Annotated in this window: 1 protein-coding gene; it reads right to left on the reverse strand. The window is 64.1% G+C overall.

Going from position 1 to position 259, the window contains the following annotated elements; translation table 11 throughout:
* Positions 1-234, reverse strand: a 234-nt coding sequence (locus SB751_RS32355) for a hypothetical protein (protein WP_410749304.1), incomplete at its 3' end; no start/stop codon positions are given.
* Positions 235-259: the final 25 nt, after the last annotated feature.

Here is a 259-nt window from a genome sequence, read left to right on the forward strand (position 1 = left end):
CTGGGTGATCGCGGCGTGCACTTCCGCGCGCTTCTCGCCCTTCTTGACGCCCTCCTTCGCAAACAGCGCACTCATCGCGCGCGGCGTGCGCCCGTAGCGCTTCGCGAGCTGGTCGAGCGTCAGTTCGCCTGCCTGATAGAGCGCGCAGGCTTCAGCCTTCTGCTTCTCGGTCAGCGACTTGCTGCCCGCGGTGCGGCCCCCGGTCTTTTTCGGGAGCGTCGTCGTTTCGGTCACGATTGGATTCCCGTAAAAAAAATGG

Origin of the sequence: Cupriavidus sp. SIMBA_020, from assembly GCF_046535395.1 — a bacterium.
Classification (GTDB): Bacteria; Pseudomonadota; Gammaproteobacteria; order Burkholderiales; family Burkholderiaceae; genus Cupriavidus; species Cupriavidus campinensis.